This window comes from Pannus brasiliensis CCIBt3594, from assembly GCF_036688125.1.
Taxonomy (GTDB): domain Bacteria; phylum Cyanobacteriota; class Cyanobacteriia; order Cyanobacteriales; family Microcystaceae; genus Pannus; species Pannus brasiliensis.
The window spans coordinates 19,237-35,645 of sequence record NZ_JBAFSM010000050.1; the positions used below are offsets into that span (position 1 = coordinate 19,237).

At 52.2% G+C, this 16,409-nt stretch carries 14 protein-coding genes; 7 read left to right on the top strand and 7 right to left on the bottom strand.

Translation table 11 applies throughout. From position 1 onward, the window contains the following. Positions 1–263: 263 nt before the first annotated feature. Complete coding sequence (locus tag V0288_RS20245; RefSeq protein WP_332866981.1) at positions 264–998, bottom strand: dinitrogenase iron-molybdenum cofactor N-terminal domain-containing protein; 735 nt, start codon at positions 996–998, stop codon at positions 264–266. 418 nt (positions 999–1,416) lie between these two features. Here V0288_RS20245 and V0288_RS20250 point away from each other — a divergent pair, with 418 nt between their 5' ends. Together V0288_RS20250 and V0288_RS20255 are read left to right on the top strand one after the other, a co-directional pair. Beyond that, complete coding sequence (locus V0288_RS20250; RefSeq protein ID WP_332866982.1) at positions 1,417–2,016, top strand: DJ-1/PfpI family protein; 600 nt, start codon at positions 1,417–1,419, stop codon at positions 2,014–2,016. Positions 2,017–2,111: 95 nt separating this feature from the next. Further along, a complete protein-coding gene (locus V0288_RS20255; protein ID WP_332866983.1) occupies positions 2,112–3,077 on the top strand; it encodes a M48 family metallopeptidase in 966 nt (321 codons plus the stop codon). 17 nt (positions 3,078–3,094) lie between these two features. Here the strand turns inward: V0288_RS20255 and V0288_RS20260 are convergent, their stop codons facing one another. The 3 genes from V0288_RS20260 to V0288_RS20270 all read right to left on the bottom strand — a co-directional run bounded on the left by V0288_RS20260 (position 3,095) and on the right by V0288_RS20270 (position 5,828). Next, the gene (locus V0288_RS20260; protein WP_332866984.1) at positions 3,095–3,310 is read right to left on the bottom strand and encodes a hypothetical protein; all 216 of its coding nucleotides are present in this window, start codon (positions 3,308–3,310) and stop codon (positions 3,095–3,097) included. Between the two features lie 26 nt (positions 3,311–3,336). Next, complete coding sequence (locus V0288_RS20265; protein WP_332866985.1) at positions 3,337–4,842, bottom strand: DEAD/DEAH box helicase; 1,506 nt, start codon at positions 4,840–4,842, stop codon at positions 3,337–3,339. Between the two features lie 197 nt (positions 4,843–5,039). Continuing rightward, complete coding sequence (locus V0288_RS20270) at positions 5,040–5,828, bottom strand: ABC transporter permease (protein ID WP_332866986.1); 789 nt, start codon at positions 5,826–5,828, stop codon at positions 5,040–5,042. Positions 5,829–5,972: 144 nt separating this feature from the next. On the opposite strand from V0288_RS20270, the gene V0288_RS20275 reads away from it, so the two are divergent. From V0288_RS20275 to V0288_RS20285, 3 genes are all read left to right on the top strand, one after another. Beyond that, positions 5,973–6,242 (top strand): YciI family protein, encoded by a 270-nt coding sequence (locus V0288_RS20275; RefSeq protein WP_332866987.1) that lies wholly within the window; start codon positions 5,973–5,975, stop codon positions 6,240–6,242. 475 nt (positions 6,243–6,717) lie between these two features. Then, positions 6,718–9,963, top strand: a complete 3,246-nt coding sequence (gene carB / locus V0288_RS20280) for a carbamoyl-phosphate synthase large subunit (RefSeq protein WP_332866988.1) — start codon at positions 6,718–6,720, stop codon at positions 9,961–9,963. Positions 9,964–10,326: 363 nt separating this feature from the next. Beyond that, the gene (locus V0288_RS20285; protein WP_332866989.1) at positions 10,327–11,109 is read left to right on the top strand and encodes a hypothetical protein; all 783 of its coding nucleotides are present in this window, start codon (positions 10,327–10,329) and stop codon (positions 11,107–11,109) included. 72 nt (positions 11,110–11,181) lie between these two features. On the opposite strand, the gene V0288_RS20290 is transcribed toward V0288_RS20285, so the two are convergent. Continuing rightward, positions 11,182–11,475, bottom strand: a complete 294-nt coding sequence (locus V0288_RS20290; RefSeq protein WP_332866990.1) for a nucleotidyltransferase family protein — start codon at positions 11,473–11,475, stop codon at positions 11,182–11,184. 198 nt (positions 11,476–11,673) lie between these two features. Here V0288_RS20290 and V0288_RS20295 point away from each other — a divergent pair, with 198 nt between their 5' ends. Then, positions 11,674–12,318: a Uma2 family endonuclease gene (locus tag V0288_RS20295; protein WP_332866991.1), complete on the top strand. Its 645-nt coding sequence runs from the start codon at positions 11,674–11,676 to the stop codon at positions 12,316–12,318. A gap of 44 nt (positions 12,319–12,362) precedes the next feature. Here V0288_RS20295 and V0288_RS20300 read toward each other — a convergent pair whose 3' ends face one another. Further along, a complete protein-coding gene (locus V0288_RS20300; RefSeq protein ID WP_332866992.1) occupies positions 12,363–12,923 on the bottom strand; it encodes a glutathione S-transferase family protein in 561 nt (186 codons plus the stop codon). Positions 12,924–13,161: 238 nt separating this feature from the next. Then, positions 13,162–13,764, bottom strand: a complete 603-nt coding sequence (locus V0288_RS20305) for a cyclic di-GMP-binding domain-containing protein, MshE-related (RefSeq protein WP_332866993.1) — start codon at positions 13,762–13,764, stop codon at positions 13,162–13,164. Between the two features lie 796 nt (positions 13,765–14,560). Between V0288_RS20305 and V0288_RS20310 the strand changes: the two genes are divergently transcribed. Continuing rightward, positions 14,561–16,381 carry a sensor histidine kinase gene (locus tag V0288_RS20310; RefSeq protein ID WP_332866994.1) on the top strand — a complete coding sequence of 607 codons (1,821 nt, stop codon included), beginning with the start codon at positions 14,561–14,563 and terminating at the stop codon, positions 16,379–16,381. Positions 16,382–16,409 lie beyond the last annotated feature (28 nt).

The window sequence follows — 16,409 nt, forward strand, 5'->3', positions numbered from 1 at the left end:
AACAGCTAGAAGGGTGAGAATTTTAACAAGTATCATCGGGAAACTACCGCTCGCCGAAAAACAAGCGGAGTATTTTCAAGTTACCGCCCATCAAAAAATTAGTCCAGCTTTAGCGGAATGTTGTTTGAGATCTCGCGCGGCAATTTCTTATCAGAACGCTGAAAAGAATTTGCCAAAATATACGGACATAAGAGTTTTCGATAAAACGCTACAAAGAATCGTCTATCGACATCAGTTTTCCACGGAATTATTCTGAATGCCGATCACGCGCCCTTGTAATTTTTCACCCGTTGGCCGTCGGCGACCCCGATCGCTTTCGCCATCCACGGGGGGGGAGAGGTTTGAATCACTTTTTGCAGATCTTTTAAAATTTCCCGCGCCTGCCCGCCCTCGTCTTTTTTCATCGGATAGACCCCGCCTTTAATCACTTTCGCCGCGGCCGGCCCGCCGATCGAGACGACAAAAATCGCCTGACAATCCTCGATCAAACCGACGCGATAGGCGTTTCTGTCTTCCTGAAGATCGGCTTCGAGAGCGGAACGAACATCCACTAATTTTAAATCGATCGCCGAGAGTTGATAGATCAAATAACGCAGACAGGAACCGAAATGACCGTCCAGTTTTTCCCCGCTATTCGAGGCGATCGCCACGCGGATCGAGCCGGGCATTTCTCCCTCGGTATAGGGTTCGATCGTCGGGATCGCCGAACCGGGTTCATCGTCGAGCTCTCCCCAGAGAATCCGTACCGCTTCTTTCAAACAGGCGATATCGTCCGCGTCCGCGTCTTCCCCGTCCTCTTCCCCGTCCAGTTCGTAGGTTTGTCCGAAGGCGGTTTTTAAATTGGTAACGGTGATTTTATTGAGGGTGGTTTCATTGATTTCGTCGCCGAGATGGTTGTGTAATGCCCCGATGAGATCGGCGATCGAGGTATTGGGTAACGCTCTCGCGGCGAGGGCGATGCGCAAGGCGGTTTCATTGGAGAGAGTGGAAGTGGTCACGCGTTTTTCTCCTGGGCGATCGACTGGTTTTCGGGGGAGATCGGGATAAAGTTATCTCTATCTCTAGCAAGTTCCCCCCGCTCACTTCCGTATGTTTCGCTACGGAGAAAAGATTCGTCGCCAACGCTTAATATTACTTGATGTAAGTTAATCTCTCTTCGCCAGATTAGAAAAGCAAAAAATTAGGATTTCCCGAGAGAAATTCCCTAGTTATCCCGTTTTACCGTACCTTCTCGCTCGGAAACCGATGGAGAGATCGGGAATCGATTTTTACCGTTTCATTTTTCTATCTTTCAAGAATTTCGGAACTCGATCTCGAACGGGTGATAAATTTTAAGAAAGGCTAAAATCGAGCGATAGAAGGCATTGTTTATGGTATATCAGGACAGAGTTCGGAAAATAGCGAGGAAAACTATCCATGTCAGGGAAACAAATCTTAATGCTCGTGGGTGATTTTGTCGAGGATTACGAGGTCATGGTTCCGTTTCAAGCCCTACAGATGGTCGGACATACCGTTCATGCCGTCTGCCCGCGCAAACAAGCCGGGGACAAAGTGCGTACCGCCGTCCACGATTTCGAGGGCGATCAGACCTATAGCGAGAAACCGGGACATAATTTCACCTTAAACGCCACTTTCGGCGAAATTATTCCCGAAAGCTATGACGCGCTCGTGATCCCCGGTGGCCGCGCCCCCGAATACCTCCGTCTCGATCCCCGAGTTATCGAGATCGTCCAACACTTCGCGAGAGCGAATAAACCGATCGCCGCCATCTGTCACGGCGCGCAACTGCTCGCGGCCGCGAACGTCCTCGCCGGGAAACGCTGTTCCGCCTATCCCGCCTGTAGCCCGGAGGTGAACGCGTCGGGAGGGATTTACGCCGATATCCCGGTGGACGCGGCGGTAGTAGACGGGAATCTCGTCACCGCACCCGCGTGGCCCGCCCATCCTAGCTGGCTCGCGGAATTTCTCAAAGTATTAGGCACGAGAATCGAGCATCTGGAACTGGTGAGAGGATAATCGCGATTTTTTCCGGTAACGGCGCGGCTTCGAGAATGGGTTCGGGTCGCGCTGTTATCATACAAACAGACGATTTAGCCTCTAGACTCGCTAATATGCCTAGCTATCCCGATATTTCCAGCCAAGCGTTCAAACATCCCCTCGATCGCCAGGCCGAAAGCGCGTTGCGATCGGTTCCGGGTTTCGATCTCCTCGCAAAAAGTTTTTCCGAGTATCTATACGAGCGCCCGCAACAGATTTTACTACTGGGCAACGATATCAAGGTCGGCCCGCGTCAATATTCCACCCTGTACGGCATCTATCGCGAGTGTTTACGCGATCTCGATGTTTCTCCCGAACCGAGTCTCTACATTAGTCAGAACCCGCTCGTGAACGCCTATTCCCTCGGTTCCGAACAGCCGTATATCGTGTTTAATACCGCCCTTTTAGACCTACTCGACGAAGAGGAAATTCGGGTGATTCTCGCCCACGAATTAGGTCATATTAAGTGCGATCATAGTATCTTGATCCAGATGTCTTTCTGGGTAATGGGAGCGGCGAATCTGATCGGGGATCTGACGTTAGGCTTGGGAAAAGCGATCACCACCGGGTTGGTTTACGCCTTTTACGAGTGGCGACGGAAAGCGGAATTATCGGCCGATCGAGCGGCGTTACTCGTCACCGATAATTTAACCCTCGTCCTGCGAACGCTGATGAAATGCGCGGGCGGAAGTCAGAAATATCTCCACGAATGTAATCTCGATGAATTCATCCGTCAATCGGAAACATACCAACAATTAGATCGGGATAATTTAAATCAAATTTATAAGTTTCTGATTTATAATGGAGGGAACGGCTCGTTTTTAACCCATCCTTTCTCGGTGGAAAGAGTGCGATTTATACAGGAATGGTTTTCCTCGGACGAGTATCGCGGAATCCGTCAGGGAAATTATCCGAAAAAAGGAACGGCACAAGCGATCGAGGTTCCCACCGATGAAACTGAAGCCGAGCGATTACGACGGCAGATCGAGGAATTGCAAGCGGAGATCGATCGGGTGAGATCCCGAAGAGATTCGGAATGATTAACGGTTTTCAAAATTTATTCATTTTCTAAATCAGATTTCAGATCGTTTTCTCCGTTATCAAAGTCAACCCAATCTTTCCAGTCGGGATCTTCTCGATAACAGCTTTGCAGTGCTTCCGCTTGTTCGGCTAGAATTCGGCGACGTTCCTCGATCGGCAGTTGTAGAAAAGCCTGTCGATCGAGCCGATTTCCTTCGGGAACGGTCGCGGTTAAATAATGAGTCTTTTTCATACATTTCAACGGTTATAGATCGTTAATCACTCTCGATCGCTGTCCTTTTCCCCCACCTTCCACTCCGCGGGAGCTTCCGCCACTCTCGGCAATTTACGCGGGCGTTTTTCCGGGGAAGGTAATAATTCTAACTGACGGGGCGGGGTTTGATATCCGGTTTTCTTCTTATCTTCTCCCCGTCTACGTTCCGAGGTTTTTTCCTCCGTCGTGTCCTCCGCGATCACCTCGTAGAGAATCGCCAGTTTATTCGCCCTTTCCCCCTTCCGTAAAACCCTTCCCAATCGTTGAATATACTCGCGCGCGGAACCCGTCCCCGAGAGAATAATCGCGATCCTCGCTTCCGGCACATCCACCCCCTCGTTCAGTACGTGGGAAGTGACGAGGGTTTTATATTCGCCTTCCCGAAATCGCGTGAGAATCTCGTGACGTTCTTTCACCGGAGTTTGATGGGTGATGGCGGGAATTAAAAACTCTCGCGAGACGCGATAAACCGTGGCGTTATCGTTGGTAAAAATTAAAATCGGTTCGGGATAATGCTCGCAGATTAATTCCGCTAAAACCCGCAATTTTCCCTCGGTTCCCGAAGAGATTTCTTTTGCCTCCCGATGGGCTAACATGGCGCGTCGTCCCCCGGCACTTCTCGCGCTCACCATGACGAAATTCTGCCAACCGTTTAAACCGCCTAAATTTAAATTATTTTCCCGTAAAAAACGGTTGCGGAGATCGATCGCCTCCTGATATCTTTCCCGTTCCCGTTCCGACAATTTCACTTTTATCCGGACGATCTCGTGTTCCGCGAGCGCTTTTCCAGAGAGATCTTCGGGACGTTTGCGATAGATTACCGGGCCGATCAATCGATCGAGATCCTCGTGGCTTCCGTCCGCTCGATCGGGAGTCGCGGTGAGTCCGAGACGGTAGGGAGCGATCGAATCCTCGGCCACTTTCCGGAAAAAATCCGCCGGCAGATGGTGACATTCATCGAAAATCAACAGCGCGTAACGATTCCCGATGCTTTCCGAGTGAATCGCGGCACTATTGTAGGTAGCGATTAAAATCGGGCTATTATCGCGCGAGCCACCCCCGAGTAAGCCGATTTCTAGATCGGGAAAAGCGGCCAACATCTGCGCGTACCACTGGTGTAGGAGATCGATCGTCGGCACGACAATTAAGGTAGTCCGCGGGGTGGCTTGCATTGCCAGTTGAGCCAGATAGGTTTTCCCCGACGCGGTGGGTAAAACGACAACCCCCCGTCGTCCCGACTTTTTCCACTCTAGAAGCGCCTCGGTTTGGTGCGGGTAGGGTTGGCGATCGAAACTGGCGGTTAATTCGATCGGGCTGAACGCTTTCGCCTCGTCGGTGAATTCCTGCTTTTCTTCCTGGAGCGTTTCCACGAGAGAACGATAATCGATGCCGAGAACGCGGTATTTCTCGATACGATCGTCCCATGTAGCGAAATCGAGCCACTTTTTTCCCTTCGGTGGCGGGTGAAGGGTTAATGTCCCTCGATCGTATTTCAGGACGGGTAAACGCATAAGATCTATCGCGGCAATCCTAATTTCTCGTTGGCATAAGAGGCAGATGGTAGGGTGAGGAGCGCGAAGCGTAACCCACCGATAAACATAAAGCGAGAGAGGGGGCAGAAGAATCGGAGCGAGAGGAAAGATGTAACGATTAAGAATCCTCTTTTCCCATTCCCCTTTCCCGAAAAACTCCTCCATCTCCCCGGTCTCTAATCCTGTTGGTGGGAGAATTGATAGGCACCGGCGATCGAGAGACCGATCGCCACCAGCGCGAGAATCGGGATCGCGAACCAGGGAAATTGACCGACATCGTAGGCCGCCGCGCGTAAGCCAAGACTAGCGTAGGTGAGCGGTAAAGCGTAAACGATAATTTTCAGGGCGAAAGGTAGGGTTTTCGGGTCGAAAAAGGTCGCGCCGAGGAAAGACATCGGAACGATCAGGAAATTGTTATACAGTCCCACGCTCTCGATCGATTTTACCCGCAGACCGACCAGCGCCCCCAACCCCGCGAACACGGCACAGTTAAGGATCAGGATCAGTAAAAAGAGAGGATTGAGAAAACTGGCGAATTTCCCGGTAAAGAGAATCGCCACGAGGATTACCGATGCCGAGGTCATCACTCCCCGGAGAATGCCAGCGAGAACCTTTCCGAGAAAGAGCGAGAGAGGGTGGACGGGTAAAAGTAACAATTCTTCAAAGGTTTTGCTAAATAAGCGATCGCCGCAGATCGAAAAGGTGGTTCCCCCGAAACTGATCGCCATCGAGGAGAGGGCAACCATCCCGGGGAGGATAAATTCGAGATAACTATCCCCCATCGCGGGTTTCATCGAGCGATCGAGCGCGCTTCCCAACCCCAACCCGAAACCGATAATATAGATCAACGGCGATACTAGACCCGTGGCGGCGATCTGGATAACTCTCGCCCGTAAATCCAACCATTCCCCCCAAAATACCGTGATAGTGTCCGTTAAGATCGTTCGCGCGTCCGCTAGTTTCACGAGTTTTACCCGAATCCTTACAAAATTTTAAGATTTACCCTTACTCTCATGGTACGGAACGATCGCCGTCTTTTTCAAGGTCGCGGGATCGATCGACAATTCCCCCGTGATAGAATGACGGGGAAAACGCGACCGAGGTAAAATATGCCGAAATTCGTTGTCTGGGGTAGCTATTGCGAGGATGTTCTAGAAAAACGCGCCCCCTACCGTCAAGCTCACCTAGAGGGATTACAGCAACAAAAAGAGCGGGGAATTTTAATCACGCTCGGCCCGACGGCGGATGTCACCAAGGTTTTCGGGATCTACGAGGCATCGGACGAGGCGACGGTGAGAGGTTTGATCGAGGCCGATCCTTACTGGAAAAACGGGATCTGGACGGAATACGACGTGAAAGAGTGGATTCAAGCGATTTAATGGTTCGATCGGGCGATAATTTTCTCCCGGAAACGGGCTAACCCGCGCGGTCTCGATCGTTTTCTCGCTATCTAACCCGAAATTCGTACATTTGGCCAATAATCCGACGTGACCGGTTCCCCCGCGGAATCTCGCCCCTCTTGTAAGAACGTTTTCAATTTCTCCCGCGCTTCCTCTCTCTGTCGATCGCCCCGCGACAACGCCAGAAAATACTCCTCCACGCTGGCGTAATTTTTCGATCGAACCGGTTCCTGGAGATAAGCTTTCTATCGGGCCGGGAGCGCGAGACTCACATTCCTAATTCACGATTTAGAGATTTACCGACCATGATAGACGCGGGAAAAATCGATCAACCCCTCCCGCACCAACCAGAACCGTAACGCCCCAAGTCCTTAAACAGACATAAAGCCCCCGCGATCTGCCGGTGACAGCGTATACAATAATTGGGGTTTATCGTGAATCACCCCAACAGCCTATGCCTCGCCGTGATGACTTGCAGAAAATTTTAATCCTGGGCGCGGGCCCGATCGTCATCGGACAAGCCTGCGAATTCGACTATTCGGGGACTCAAGCCTGTAAAGCCCTACGAGAAGAAGGCTACGAGGTCGTACTGGTCAATTCTAACCCCGCCTCGATCATGACCGATCCCGAAATGGCCGATCGCACCTATATCGAACCCATCACCCCCGAAATCGTCGAGAAAGTCATCGCGAAAGAACGTCCCGACGCGCTACTTCCCACGATGGGAGGACAAACCGCCCTGAACACCGCCGTCGCTCTCGCCAAAAGCGGCGCGTTAGAACGCTATAACGTGGAATTAATCGGCGCGAAACTGCCCGCTATTGAAAAAGCCGAAGATAGAGAACTTTTTAAAGAAGCGATGAACAAAATCGGCGTTCCCGTTTGCCCGTCGGGAATCGCCAACAATATCGAGGAAGCGAAAGCGATCGCCCACGAGATCGGAAACTATCCCCTGATTATCCGTCCCGCCTTCACCCTCGGGGGAACCGGGGGCGGTATCGCCTATAATCAGGAAGAATTCGAGGAAATGGCGCAATACGGTCTGGATTGTTCACCCACCTCCCAAATTCTCGTCGAGAAATCTTTAATCGGCTGGAAAGAATACGAACTAGAGGTGATGCGCGATCTGGCCGATAACGTGGTCATCATCTGTTCGATCGAGAACTTCGATCCGATGGGGGTTCACACCGGCGACTCGATTACCGTCGCGCCCGCCCAAACCCTCACCGACAAAGAATACCAACGTCTCCGGGACTACTCTAAAGCCATTATCCGCGAGATCGGCGTGGAAACCGGCGGATCGAACATTCAATTTTCCGTCAATCCCGTGAACGGCGACGTGATCGTCATCGAGATGAATCCCCGCGTTTCCCGTTCCTCCGCGCTGGCCTCCAAAGCCACCGGATTCCCCATCGCCAAATTTGCCGCCAAACTCGCGGTCGGTTACACCCTCGACGAGATCCCCAACGATATTACCAAAAAAACCCCGGCCTCCTTTGAACCGACGATCGATTACGTCGTCACCAAGATCCCCCGGTTCGCGTTCGAGAAATTCCCCGGAACCGAACCGATCCTGACAACGCAGATGAAATCCGTCGGCGAGGCGATGGCGATCGGGCGTACTTTCCAGGAATCCTTCCAAAAAGCGCTACGTTCCCTCGAAACCGGACGTTTCGGCTTCGGGTGCGATCGAAAAGATACCGTTCCCTCCCTCTCTCAATTAACCGCCCAACTCCGCAATCCCAACCCCGATCGGGTGTACAGTATCTATCACGCCTTTAAAATGGGCATGACGGCCGAGGAAATCCACGAACTCACCGGTATCGATATCTGGTTCCTCGATAAACTCGCCGATCTCATCGAGACCGAGAAATTTCTCAAGCGAACCGCCCTTCCCAACCTCACCAAAGAGGATTTTCTCGCCGTCAAACAACAGGGATTCAGCGATCGCCAGATCGCCCACGCGACCGGAACCACCGAGGACGAGGTACGCGCGCGCCGTAAAGAATTCGGCGTGATTCCTATCTATAAAATGGTCGATACCTGCGCGGCGGAATTCGAGGCTTTCACCCCCTACTACTATTCCACTTACGAGACCCTCGAATCGGAAGTTCTCCCCTCCGACAAACGCAAGGTCATGATCCTCGGTGGTGGCCCCAACCGCATCGGCCAGGGGATAGAGTTCGATTACTGTTGTTGTCACGCCGCGTTCTCCCTCAGTGACGCGGGTTTCGAGACGATCATGGTTAATTCCAACCCGGAAACCGTCTCCACCGACTACGACACCAGCGATCGACTGTACTTTGAACCCCTCACCAAAGAGGACGTATTAAACATCATCGAGACGGAACAACCGGAAGGAATTATCATCCAGTTCGGCGGACAAACCCCGTTAAAATTAGCCGTTCCCCTGCAAAAATATCTCGAATCCCCCGATTGTCCCGTGAAAACGAAAATCTGGGGAACCTCGCCGGATTCGATCGATGCCGCCGAAGACCGCGAACGCTTTGAAAAAATCCTCCGCGACCTCGATATCCGCCAACCCGCCAACGGTATCGCCCGCAGTTTCCAGGAAGCCCTCGCCGTCGCCAAACGCGTCGGGTATCCGGTGGTCGTCCGTCCCTCCTACGTTCTCGGCGGTCGCGCGATGGAGATCGTCTACTCCGATAGCGAGTTAGAACGATATATGACCTACGCGGTCCAGATAGAACCGGATCACCCGATTCTCATCGATAAATTCCTCGAAAACGCCATCGAAGTAGACGTGGACGCGCTTTCCGACCCCACCGGTCGCGTCGTCATCGGCGGACTCATGGAACACATCGAACAGGCCGGGGTACATTCCGGCGATTCCGCGTGTTCGATCCCCCACACCTCCCTCCCCGAATCGGTTTTGACCAAAATCCGACAGTGGACGGTAGAACTCGCCAAAGCGTTAAAAGTGGTCGGTTTGATGAATATTCAATACGCGGTTCAGGGGGAAACCGTTTATATTCTCGAAGCGAACCCGCGCGCCAGCCGTACCGTTCCCTACGTTTCCAAAGCGACCGGCGTTCCCCTCGCGAAAATCGCCTCCCTCGTCATGTCCGGCAAGACGCTAGAGGACTTGGGAGTTACCACCGAGGCGATTCCCCGTCATATCGCGGTGAAAGAGGCGGTTCTTCCCTTCCAGAAGTTCCCCGGCGCGGATACGCTACTGGGGCCGGAAATGCGATCGACCGGCGAGGTGATGGGTATCGACAGCGATTTCGGCAAAGCCTTCGCCAAAGCGGAGATCGGCGCGGGTGTCCTGCTGGCTACCGAGGGAACGGTGTTTATCTCCATGAGCGATCGCGAGAAAACGTCGATCGTTCCCGTGGTCAAAGATTTACAATCGCTAGGCTTCCGCGTCGTCGCCACCTCCGGAACCCGCAAGGTACTGTTAGAAAACGGCATCGAAAACGTCGATCTCGTGCTAAAAATCCACGAGGGTCGCCCGAATGTCGTCGATTGGATTAAAAACGACCAGATCCAATTCATTATCAATACCCCCAGCGGCGAGGAATCCCAAACCGACGGTCAGAAAATCCGCCGGACGGCGCTGGATTACAAGTTACCGATTATTACGACGATCGCCGGCGCGCGGGCCACGGTGGCGGCTCTACGCTCTCTTCAGTCGGAACCCTTGGAGGTGAAGGCTTTACAGGATTATCTCGTCTAGAATTCTCCGGCGAGGCTCGATCGGGTAGGTTGAATAACCTACCCGTTTTTCTATTGGAAAATTCGGCTCGATCGAAGGGGAAACGGGCGATCGGTTTCGTGAAATATTATGAACTCTAGATATCGCTCTTTCCCGCGTAAAATATAATGATAATTACCCGAATCCAATCACTTTATACGGGATCTCGGGCCGATTCTCGTCATTATTCTAATTACCTAAATCGGGATCTGAGGCGGAATGTGTGAGCCTAACCGCCCCGATCCAAGTTATTAGACAGAAACTGTCAGTCTAATAAATAGTTATACCCCTGAGTATTTTGTGCGGCTTGCTAGATTTTTTATTGGAGTATGAGGAACTGACGCTATGGCATTCCGATTGTCATTTCCTGAACAGAGGCAAAAGCATCTATTTGGAAAATTAAATCAATCCCTTGAGGAGCAAATAGAGTCCTTCTTTGAGTCTCAGTTAAAAGATTTAGGTTTAGCTAAAGACCAAATAGAAACCCAATCTCTAGATGAACTTCAACAAAGCTTAGAGACAGTTAACCAAGCTTTGAAGCACCCCGAATCTTTCGGGACACTGAGGTTTAAAATATCAGCAGAAGTCGGTGCTATAATAACGTCATCTCAATCTGATGCCCATTTTGAACGAGGAATTCTACAACTCCTATTAAGCCGTAAAAAATTGATACTGGAGAGAATCAGAACTTTATCCGCGAATGAGAAAATTGAGTCTATACAAGATCTAATCAATAAAGTAGATGATGAGGAGCTTAAAGTTAAGCTAAATCAAGAAGTCGTAGATTTAAGAAGTGAAGCTCAACGTTTGCGAGAGCAGTCTAAAGAAGTTGATCAAGAGCAGACTCAAGAGGCAATCAAGACGCAAACTGAGTTGGAGCGATTAAAAATAGAACTGTTCGAGAGAAGAACCAAAGTTTGGTTTTCTTTGTTAGAACGCGAATCGGCGGCAACGATAATCGGAGGTATTTTATTACTAATAATTCTAGTGGCTCATGTGACCGCCATTTTTTCTAAGTTTTCAATGCCAGAAATATTAAATAACGCTTTCTTGATAATTCTAGGATACTTTTTTGGGCAATCTACAAATGACACACCAAAGAGAAGAGGTGACACAGATAAAAGTTAACTCAAGTATTTTCAAAAGTCTTTTGGAAAGTGCGATACTGCCCAATATACTCTAAATAAATTTTATCCTCGCTCATAGTAAAACCGCCTCTCGCGCGATCCGTTCCAGGATAGAAGGATGCAATCCTTTCTCGGTCACGATATCGACTTTCCGCCCGAGGAGGTTTTCTAAATCGATTAATAATCCTCCAGGGAACCAAGGAGTTATTTTATCTAGATCGTAATCGACGAGAAAATCGAGGTCACTTTCTGGGGTTTCTTCGCCTCTCGCCACCGAGCCGAAAACTCGCACGTTACTAGCTCCGTGTCGGGTAGCGATCGCCAGAATTTCCGCTCGTTTCTCCGTTAATAAATCTTTGAGTTTCATACAATCGATCCTAGAAACCGTCTTCCTTTCTCTCTAATTTTAGCCGTCTTTCCCACCCGATCAAACCGAAACCCCGCCGCGTTCTACTCCCTTTTCCGTCAAAATTCTCGGGTTCGGTATCGGGAAAGCGATCGAGAAAAGCACTCGCCCCGATCGTCCGTACTAAAATAGGGACAGATCCCGCAACGGAAAAAAGCCATGATCGCCGATCCGAAATCTCTCTATCTCACCCCCTCGGAATATCTGGAGTGGGAAGAACAACAACCCTTAAAATACGGCTATATCGACGGAGAAGTATACGCCATGACCGGCGGAACGATTCCCCATAATATAGTCGCGGTTAATTTAACCACCGCTTTAAAAAATCATCTACGAGGTAGAGGCTGTAAAGTTTTAGCGTCGGACGCGAAAGTGGGTGTCTCCGAAAACGGCCCCTATCACTATCCCGATGTCACCGTTACCCGCGATCCGCGCGATCGAAACGCGATTCGAGCGATCTATCACCCCTGTTTGATCGTCGAGGTTCTATCGCCGAGTACGGAAGGATTCGATCGAGGGGATAAATTCAAACATTACCGCCGGATCGACACGTTGAGAGAATACGTTTTAATCAATAGCGATCGAGTAAACGTCGAGTGTTACCGTCTCAACGAACGGGGAAAATGGGAATTAACGCCTATAGCGCCGAGGAAAACGGGGTATCGCCGGAAGAGATCACGATCGAACTTAAAAGCGTGGATCTCGCTTTACCGTTACCGATGGTTTACGAGGAGGTGGAATTCGATCGAGATGCGGATTCCTAGATGCGACGCTTTTTCCGTCCGTTTTCCCGGGACTAACTAGAAAGTAGAATCTCTAGTTCGGGGGATGATTTTTTCCCCCGGTTTCTAAGGAGAACCGATCGATTTAACGAAAGCCGGACGCTCGCGTAAACGCTGGAGATAGGCCGCGAGGTTCGGATAGGGACTGTAGTCGAGCTTGGCCATAAGAACCGCGTAGGCGAGAATCGAACCGATCGCCACGTCCACCACCGTGAACTCGTCTCCCATGATAAAAGAATGTTCTCCCAGAATCCGATCGATCGGTGCCAGTAAAAGCGGCGTTTCCCGTTCGCGGGTCGCCTCTAAAAATAAACCGTTGCTCAGGGTCGAATTGGCGAATAGAATCCATTGCGTGTAAATCGCCCGGCGATCGAGTTCGGCCGGTAATTGTCCGTGTTTCTCCGCGAGATAGAGAAGGATCGCCCCCGATTCCCAGAGAGAAAGATCGCCATCGACGATCGTGGGAACCTTGCCGAAAGGATTGAGCGCGAGAAATTCCGGTTTTCGATGTTCCCCGTTCGCCATATCTAATAAAACGAACTCGTAGGGAATCGCGAACTCTTCGAGATACCAGCGGACGATCGAGGCACGACTGCGCGCCCCTCCATACAACTTGAGCGTGTTCATGAAATCTAATCGGTCTATAGTGCGTTTCAGAGCGATCGGGAGAATCGGATTAGCGCCCGCTTTTACCGACGCGTCCGCGCGTTCTCCCGCTCTTTTTTTATCTTAGACCTCGGGGGCGCTCCCTTCGGAAAGTAGGAAAAATTTTGCCGAGAGTCGGGTTACGAACTCGATCGCTTCGAGGATTTCCGTCTCGGTATCTAACGGGAAAAGGTTTCTTTTGTTATCGCGCTGTCGGGAATCACAACAACGTTTCTCTGTCTTCTGCCAAAAACGTATCGGTGGATTGAATCGTGAAAACTTCCGTACTATCATCCACGGACAGATCGGACAGCATTGCGAACTCTCGATTTTCGCGAGCGGGAGAAGCCTGTCGATCGCCGTCCGCCGACCCCGAAGATCCCCCGGTACAAAGATGCTGGAGAAAGAAATCCAGAGTGCTTTGTTTGAGCCATCCTTGCTGTACTACTATCTCGCCGAAGCGTAACAACAGTTGTTCCTGCACCGCGAGAACCCGCTCGATCTGTTCGTCGCTTAATAGACCCGCTTCCTTTAGATAATAGCCCAGAGGATGACGACGCTCTTGGGCGAGTAGGCTCGGCCAGCGTTCCGCAAAAAATTCGACGGTTTTTTCGGCGATCCAGCCGCGTAACGCCAGAATCTCGCCAATTTTCAGATCGGTATACCGCCCCTGTTCGTGAAGCGCGATCAGGAGTTGATTTTCCGTAACTAGAGCGGCTCGCTGTAACGTTTCTCCTAACCGACCCTCGTTCGGGTTGAAGATATAAGGTTCCGACATATAAATCGTGGGCGTTTTTTTCGTTTTCGCTACTAACTGGGTCATAAGAATCGGTTTCCCCTCCATAGTTTGGATAACTTCTCTCTATTACTCTGTTGTATCGACACGGGGCGATTTCCACAAGTCGATCGATTACCGGATACCGCTGATCGCGATCACCGACCTTCGATCGAGGGAACAGGCAACAGGTAACGGGCAACCGTGAGAACTTTTGGTCGAATCCAAAATGGGTTGTCGGTTCGTTTCCAAAGGCCGACTAACGGGTCAGAAGCCCCGTCTCCTTCGGGCGATCGCGTCTTCTCGGCGTTTAAATCTCCGAGAAGATGCCTTCACTGTTCCCTGTTCCCTGTTGCCTTTAACGATCGCCTGTCGAGAAAGCGCGGAGTTTTCGGGCCGAACCGGTCGGGAAAAAAACCGTTAACCGGGGCCGCTCGGAAACAAGCCCCCCTTTCCAGGGGAACATTTTTCGGTGGAAAGCGCGGGCGACTCCCGCTCGTCTACCGACCGTCTTCTCTGACGGCACTTCACTCCGATCTCGACCTTCATCGATCGCCCCCCTCCTATCATAACCATCCAAAGATAGAGATCGCGCGATAATCGATCGCTCGTTGATTACCGATCGGGCGCGGTCGGACGGATTCTCGATAGGATTGGGTAAGGTAGCCACGAGGAGAGGGGATCTTTTCTGTCTCGAACCATCCGGACCAACATTGACACGCGAGCGACGATAACAGGTTTCCGGATCGCGAGGCCGGAAAACCCCCGCGGGAAATCGAGAGAGCGACGGGGCAACGATCGCCCGTCCGGGAAACCGTAACGCGTGTCGGGGAGAAATAAAAGCGTGAAACCATCGGAACGAACGCGCGGGGAACAACGACTGCGAGCGCTTCTAGAACTGACCGACCGGACCGATACCGCGAAAACCGTCGCTTCCGCTTGCCATCTCGTCGCGGAAAGTTTATCGAGCCTTCCGGTCGGGATTCCCTTCGCGACGATCTACCGCGTCTCTGCCGGGGAACAGCGGGCCGATCTGGCGGCCACCACGCTCGATCGACCGTCGGCCGTCCTCACCCCGCGACCGATCGATCTGAGTGCGGGAACCGACCTCTGGAATTTATCCTCGGTGTGGAAAACGGGCGAACGGGCGCTCGTTCGTCTGCCGGAGGAGGTTTTCGAGGGATGCCCCCCGATCGACACGGGTTCGCGTGTTTTCGGCGCGCTGGTCGTGCCGATTTTCGGGGGCGGGAGAGAGCGCGCGCCCCTCGGATTCCTGATTTTGGGAACGAGTTCCCGCACCGAACGCGACGCGGAGGAGCGGGAGTTCCGAGAACTGCTGATCGAGCGGATCGCCCGAGCGATCGCCAATGCCGACGAGCGCGAGAAGATGTCCCGGCAATTAGAACGGGCGCGGCAGGAAATCGCCCGTTACGAGCGCGAACGCGAACGAGTCGAAGCGGACCCGCGGGAAAGTCAAGTCCGACTTCAGGAACAACTGGCGGAAATCGAGGCGCTCTATCAAACCGCCCCGATCGGTCTGGCCGTATTAGATACCGGCCTGCATTTCGTGCGGATCAACGAGCGATTGGCGGAAATCAACGGTCTATCGGTACCGGCGCATATCGGTCGCACCGTGCGGGAACTGCTTCCCGATCTAGCGGACACGGCCGAAGCGATCCCGCGCCCGATCCTGGAAACCGGCGAACCCCGATTAAACGTGGAACTCCGAGGGGAAACCCCCGCGCGACCCGGAGAACAGAGAATTTCGTTAGAAAGTTTTCTCCCCTTGAAACAAGGCGATCGGGTGATCGGCATCAGCGCGGTTTGCGAGGAGATCACCGAACGGAGACGGGCCGAAGAAGCCCTACGGGAAAGCGAGGAACGATTCCGGCAGATGGCCGAAACCATCTCCGATGTTTTCTGGATGATGGATCTCGATCGAGAGCGGGTCCTGTATATCAGCCCGGCGTTCGATCGGATTTGGGGACGACCCCGCGAGGAACTGTACCGGCGTTGGGGAGCGGGATTCGCTTACATTCACCCGGACGATCGGCAACAGGTAGCGGACGCTACCGCCAGATCCCCGGAAACGGACGGTTTCGATATCGAGTATCGCGTCGTCCGGCCCGATGGCGCGATCCGCTACCTACGCGATCGCGGTTTCGTCATCGCGGGCGAGCGCGACCGCTCCACTTGTTTGGTCGGGGTCGCGGGAGATATTACGGATCGGAAATTAGCCGAACTCCAACTACGACAGCAAGCCGATGAACTCAAGGCACTAAACGAAGCCCTAGAGCGCGCCACGGATCGATTAACCGAACGGAACAATGAACTCGATCGCTTTGTCTATACCGTCTCCCACGACCTGAAAGCCCCCCTGCGGGCGATCGCCAATCTCTCGGAATGGATCGCCGAAGATCTGGAAGGACAACTAAGCGGGGACAGTCTGCATCAACTGGAACTGTTACGGGGACGGGTCGCCCGTATGAACGCCCTGATCGACGGCCTGCTCGCCTACTCCCGGATCGGTCGTACCGAAGTGGCCACGGAAAAGGTGTGCGTGAGCGAACTGCTCGGCGAGATCCTCGATTCTCTCGCTCCCCCGGCCACCTTCCGGATCTCCGTGGAATCGGATCTACCCCAATACTTCTCGGTTAAGGATTAAGCAGTATTAGCAATCGAAAAAATCGGCG